The sequence below is a fragment of the Cellulomonas sp. GbtcB1 genome (assembly GCF_019091725.1).
Classification (GTDB): domain Bacteria; phylum Actinomycetota; class Actinomycetes; order Actinomycetales; family Cellulomonadaceae; genus Cellulomonas.
The window spans coordinates 1-231 of record NZ_JAGXJG010000675.1 but is presented as its reverse complement, the minus strand read 5'-3'; the positions used below and the strand labels follow the sequence as shown (position 1 = coordinate 231).

Annotated in this window: 1 pseudogene; it reads right to left on the bottom strand. The window is 77.1% G+C overall.

Annotation, left to right across the window (positions count from 1 at the left end):
• Positions 1–230: pseudogene (locus tag KVT14_RS21765) on the bottom strand (ROK family transcriptional regulator); the annotation flags it as partial.
• Position 231: the final 1 nt, after the last annotated feature.

Below are 231 nucleotides of genomic sequence, written 5' to 3'. Positions count from 1 at the left end.
GGCATGCGCTGATCGGCGACGACGCGCTGGGCGACGTCGGCGATCGTGACCCGCAGCGACCGGGAGGCGAAGTGGATGCCGCCGACCAGTCCGAGGTTGCGCGCGAGGGTGGCCTGCTGGGCCCGGCGACCGCTGCGGGAGGGGGGGGCCGGGGCGTGCACGCCGGCGCCGGTGCGCCCCTTGACGATGTTCGGCACCGCGGCGGGTGACAGCCCCGTGACACCGGCCAGC